At 63.3% G+C, this 4,795-nt stretch carries 5 protein-coding genes; 2 read left to right on the top strand and 3 right to left on the bottom strand.

Features of this window, described 5'->3' with window-relative positions:
• The 3 genes from EOM25_12275 to EOM25_12265 form a co-directional block, all read right to left on the bottom strand.
• Positions 1 to 668, bottom strand: a 668-nt coding sequence (locus EOM25_12275; protein ID NCC25948.1) for a D-alanine--D-alanine ligase, incomplete at its 3' end; no start/stop codon positions are given.
• Positions 653 to 2,026 (bottom strand): KamA family radical SAM protein, encoded by a 1,374-nt coding sequence (locus EOM25_12270; protein NCC25947.1) that lies wholly within the window; start codon positions 2,024 to 2,026, stop codon positions 653 to 655. The genes EOM25_12275 and EOM25_12270, both read right to left, overlap by 16 nt.
• A 165-nt stretch (positions 2,027 to 2,191) precedes the next feature.
• Positions 2,192 to 3,583 carry a sigma-54-dependent Fis family transcriptional regulator gene (locus EOM25_12265; protein NCC25946.1) on the bottom strand — a complete coding sequence of 464 codons (1,392 nt, stop codon included), beginning with the start codon at positions 3,581 to 3,583 and terminating at the stop codon, positions 2,192 to 2,194.
• A gap of 202 nt (positions 3,584 to 3,785) precedes the next feature.
• On the opposite strand from EOM25_12265, the gene EOM25_12260 reads away from it, so the two are divergent.
• The gene (locus tag EOM25_12260) at positions 3,786 to 4,316 is read left to right on the top strand and encodes a YeeE/YedE family protein (GenBank protein ID NCC25945.1); all 531 of its coding nucleotides are present in this window, start codon (positions 3,786 to 3,788) and stop codon (positions 4,314 to 4,316) included.
• A 2-nt stretch (positions 4,317 to 4,318) separates the two neighbouring features.
• The coding region (locus EOM25_12255; protein ID NCC25944.1) for a YeeE/YedE family protein at positions 4,319 to 4,795 on the top strand (477 nt) is incomplete at its 3' end.

Raw genomic sequence — 4,795 nt, 5'->3', positions numbered from 1 at the left:
GCCTCGGCCTTGCCGTCGACCAGGACGACCTCCATGACCGGCAGGGCCCTGGCCCGGGGCCCGGTGCCAACCACGCCCACGGTGAATTCCCGGCCGGGCAGGAAGGTCTCCACGAGCACCGGTTGGTGGAATTCGTTCAGGAGAAAGGCGCAGGCAGTTTCAAGATCCTTCCGGGTCCGGATCATGGAAATGGGAGTCACGCCCTTGCCGGTGCCCTCGGCCACGGGTTTGGCAAAGAGGGGCCAGGGCAGATCCACTCCGGCCACGTCGGCCATGGTTTCGACCAGGGAAAAGTCGGGCGTGGGCAGCCCCAGATCTCGGACGACCCGCTTGGTCATGGCCTTGTGCAGAGTCACGGTCAGACCAAGGGGCTCGGCAAAGGTGAAGGGGATGCCCCGGGCTTCCAGAAGACAGGGAACCAGCGCCTCGCGGCCGAATCCGCGCAGGCCCTCGGCGATGTTGAAGACCATGTCCCAGGTTTGCCCAAGGGCCAAGGCCCGCATGAGGGCCTCGGCCGAGCCGATGCGCTCGGTCTCGAACCCCAGGCCGTGCAGGGCCCTTTCCAGGGCCTCGATGGTGTCCTCGCGGTCGAACTCGGCCGTTTCTTCCAGGGAGTATCCACGGTCGAGCCAGTCCTGTCTGAGGTCGTAGGTCAGGCCCAGGCGCATGAGGCATCCTCCACGCTCCGTTCGGAACCGAAGTCCGGGTAGTGGAAGGTCTTGCCCTCGTAGTTCATGAGGGCCAGGCCCAGTTCGTCGCAGCCAACCATGGTCCGGGGATAGACCGGGATCTTGCCCCCCCCGCCCGGAGCGTCGATGACGTAGGTGGGCACAGCATAGCCGGTGGTGTGACCGCGCAGGGACGACATAACCTCCAGGCCCTTGGACACGGTGGTCCGGAAATGGGCCGATCCGCTGATGGGGTCGCATTGGTAGAGGTAGTAGGGGCGGACCCGGACCCGGAGCAGGCCGTGGTACAGGGATTTCAGAACGGCCGGGTCGTCGTTCACTCCCTGGAGGAGCACGGTCTGGCTGCCCAGGGGAATGCCGGCGTCGGCCAGGCGTTCGCAGGCCCCGGCGGTCTCCGGGGTCAGTTCCCGGGGATGGGTGAAATGGAGACTGACCCACAGGGGGTGGTATTTCCGGAGAACCCGGACCAGGCCCTTGGTGACGCGCTGGGGCAGGACGGCCGGAACCTTGGACCCGATGCGGATGAACTCGACATGAGGGATGCGTCGCAGTCGGCCCAGAAGCCAGTCCAGGGCCTCGTCGGTCATGGTCAGGGGGTCGCCGCCGGAAACGAGGACGTCTCTGATGGTGGGCGTCCGGGAGATGTAGTCCAGGGCGGCCTTCCACTGTGACCCGGTGCCGGAATGGTCGTCGCCAACCATGCGAGAACGGGTGCAGTAGCGACAATAGGTTGAGCAGAAGCCCGTGGCCAGGAAAAGGACCCGGTCCGGGTAGCGATGGACGAGACCCGGCACTGGGCTGTCCTGATCTTCGTGCAGAGGATCAGCGGCCTCGCCCGGGGCCGCGGCATGCTCCATGATCGTAGGAATCACGCAGCGGCGGACAGGGTCGCGGGAGTTGTCGCGGTCGACCAGGGACAGGTAGTATGGGGTCACGGCGCAGGGCAGGGCCCCGTCGGGCCAGGAAAAGGCCAGACGTTCATCCGTGGACAGATTCAGAACACGCTCCAGATCGGCCAGGGAGGTGACCCGGTGGGCCAACTGCCAGCGCCAGTCGTTCCATTGGGTACGACCGGCCTGGGGAAAGAAGCGGCGGCGGAATTCATCGATGTGGGGAGAGGGGAAACGGCGCGGCTCGGTCCTAGTCCTCCAGTCGTAAAGGGGCGGGACCTGGGCCGGATCGGCGATGGTCAGGGATTTGAGTGGGTCGGGGGGCTCTTCGCCCGCCAGGGGTTCGAGAACTGATTCCACGGAGTTTTCCTCGCTTGTCGGTATTATTTTTGTGAACCGGGTGGCAAACCGGCCAGAGGCCGGGCCGGTTTGACTCCACGACTTCATTCAGGAACCGGGCCAAAGATATAACATGTTTATATCAAAGAATTTTCAGCCAACAGGCTTGAAAAATATGAATCTATAGTTCTCATTCAAGGCAAGAAACAGAAAAAATCGGAATTTTAAGTTCTATTTTGGCGGGCGAAAGGAAAAGAATTGGGACGCAAGTCCTCAAAGAATCTTGAAATCCTCCTTGCGGAGGCTGTGGCGAAGGACGAGCTTGCGAAGCTGGCGGGTGGTGATGCCGGCCTCCTGGGCGGAGCGGTCCATGCGGCCGCGGTTCCGGGCCAGGAGTTCTCTGAGGTAGAGACATTCGGCCTGGTCCACGGCCTTGGCCCGGAAGGCGGCCAGGGTCATGGAGGTGTCCGGAGGCAGGTCATGGACGGCATCTCCGGCCGGGAAAATTTCGGCGGGAAAGGAGTCAGGGGTCAGGATTCTGGAGTTTTCCAAGATGAAGGCCCGTTCGATGAGGTTTTCCAGTTCTCGGACGTTGCCGGGCCAGTCGTAGACCTGGAGGGCCTCCGTCACTCTGGGATCAAGGGCCTGAACCTCGCGGCCGTGTTCCCGGTTCAGGCGGCGGAGAAAGGTCCGGACCAGGAGAGGAATGTCCTCGCGCCTCTCCCGCAGGGGGGGGATTTCCAGAGGGAAGACATTCAGTCGGTAGTAGAGGTCGGGCCGGAAGGATCCGCTGCGGGAGAGATCGCGCAGGTCAGCGTTGGTGGCGGCGATGACCCGGACGTCGGCCGTGATCTCCTGGGTCCCGCCGACGCGGTGGAAGGTCCGGTCCTGAAGGACCTGGAGGAGCTTGACCTGGGCGGCCGGGGACAGGGTTCCGATCTCGTCCAGCAGGATGGTTCCGCCGTGGGCCAGTTCAAAGGTGCCCTGTTTGCGGGCCTGGGCCCCGGTGAAGGCCCCTTTTTCGTGGCCGAAGAGTTCGCTTTCGATGAGGGTATCGGGGATGGCCCCGCAGTGGACGCTGATGAACTGCCGACCGGCCCGGGCGCTATGGTCGTGGATGAGGCGGGCCATGGCGCTCTTGCCCGTGCCGGTCTCTCCGGTCAGAAGGACCAGAGTGGAGGTGGGGGCCACGGCCTTGGCCTTGGCGAAGACCTGACGCATGAGGGGGCTGTTAGTGTGGGCGATACCCGAGGGATCGTGGCGCCAGAAGGCGTCGCGCAGGTTGGCCAGCTCGGCCTCGAAGCGCTTGAGCTCCAGGAGGCTTTCGGCCACGTAGTGGACTTCCTCGGGGACCAGAGGCCGGGTCAGATAGTTGTCGGCCCCGGCCCGGACCGCGGCCACGGCCTCTCGGACTCGACTGGATGGGGCGAGGAGGATGAAGGGGATGCCCTGGCCAACGGCCCGGATGGACTCCAGGGCCGTGCGACGGCCACGGGACGGGAAAAGCCCCAAATCTACGAACAGGATGTCACAGGGCGTGGACTCCAGAACGGTCAGGGTCTGTTCGAGATTGCCGGCCGAGTGCAGGGCGCTTTCCGGGAAGCAGCGTTCGAGAATGGCCAGTTCCTCCGGAGGGCAGCCGGCCACGCAGATGTTCCAGATCATGTCGAATCCTGGTCAAAGGGAAAATAAGAACTTTTGATTCCGGTCAGACCGTGGCCCAGGACGTGGGCGTCGTCAAGGACCGGTTTTCCCGGTTTTGCCGGGCAAAAATTGACACGGACGAGTTTCGCGGAGTACCTGAAAGGAGCCCACGACCTTTCCCTGCCTGGGAGAGACCGAAACCAAAAGATAAGGAGGTTGGACGATGGCGACTGAATCATCCTGGAGACCGTATGTGGCCGGGGCCCTGGTCGGGGTGCTGGCGGTCCTTTCCGTGTACGTGTCCACGGCCTGGCTGGGCAAGACCAAGTACCTGGGGGCGTCCACATCTTTTGTCAGGGCCGCGGGCATGGTCGAGCAGAAGGTGGCTCCGGAGCGGGTCCAGGCCAACGACTATTTCACTCGGACCAAGATCAAGGTCGACTGGCAGTTCATGCTCCTGGTCGGATTATTGATCGGGTCTTTGGCTTCGTCGCTGATCACCCGGACCTTCAAGTTCGAGAGCGTGCCGCCCATCTGGCGGGAGCGGTTCGGGGGCTCGATCCTGACCCGGGCCGGAGGTGCTTTCCTGGGAGGAATAGTGGCCATGTTCGGGGCCAGGCTGGCCGGGGGATGCCCCAGCGGTCATGGTCTGAGCGGACTCATGCAGTTCTCGGTCAGCGGATTCCTGGCTATGGCCGGGTTTTTCGGGGCCGGGATCATCGTCGCCCATCTCGTGTACGGGTCAAGGAGGTAGCCATGAGCACCGAACAAATCATTGGTCTGATCACGGGCATTGTCTTCGGCATCCTGCTCCAGCAGGGAAGGGTGCTTAGGTTCGAAAAACAGGTCGGGGCCATGCTCCTGAAGGACATGACCATTCTGAAATTCATGCTCTCGGCCATCATCGTGGGCACGGTGGGCATCCATCTTTTGGGCGGAAGCATCCAGCCGGACATTAAGGGGGCCTCATTGGGCGCGAATCTGGTTGGAGGGTGCCTGTTTGGTATTGGCTGGGCCCTGGCCGGGTATTGTCCGGGCACGTCCATTGGGGCCCTGGGCGAGGGGCGCTGGCACGCCATCTGGGCCATACTGGGCATGGTGGTCGGGGCGGCGGTTTATGCCGAGGCCTATCCGGTCATGAAGACCACGGTCCTGACCTGGGGCGTTCTGGGCAAGGTCACCCTTCCGGGCATCCTGGGCGTTTCACCGTGGATGGTCATTTCCTTGTTCATT

This window comes from Deltaproteobacteria bacterium, from assembly GCA_009929795.1.
GTDB lineage: Bacteria > Desulfobacterota > Desulfovibrionia > Desulfovibrionales > Desulfomicrobiaceae > RZZR01.
This window is presented reverse-complemented; position numbering and strand designations above follow the sequence as displayed.

Excerpts from the sequence above, each read along its gene's own strand:
- EOM25_12265 (NCC25946.1), bottom strand. The coding sequence starts at position 3,583 with ATGATCTGGAACATCTGCGTGGCCGGCTGCCCTCCGGAGGAACTGGCC.
- EOM25_12260 (NCC25945.1), top strand. The coding sequence starts at position 3,786 with ATGGCGACTGAATCATCCTGGAGACCGTATGTGGCCGGGGCCCTGGTC.
- EOM25_12270 (NCC25947.1), bottom strand. The coding sequence starts at position 2,026 with ATGAAGTCGTGGAGTCAAACCGGCCCGGCCTCTGGCCGGTTTGCCACC.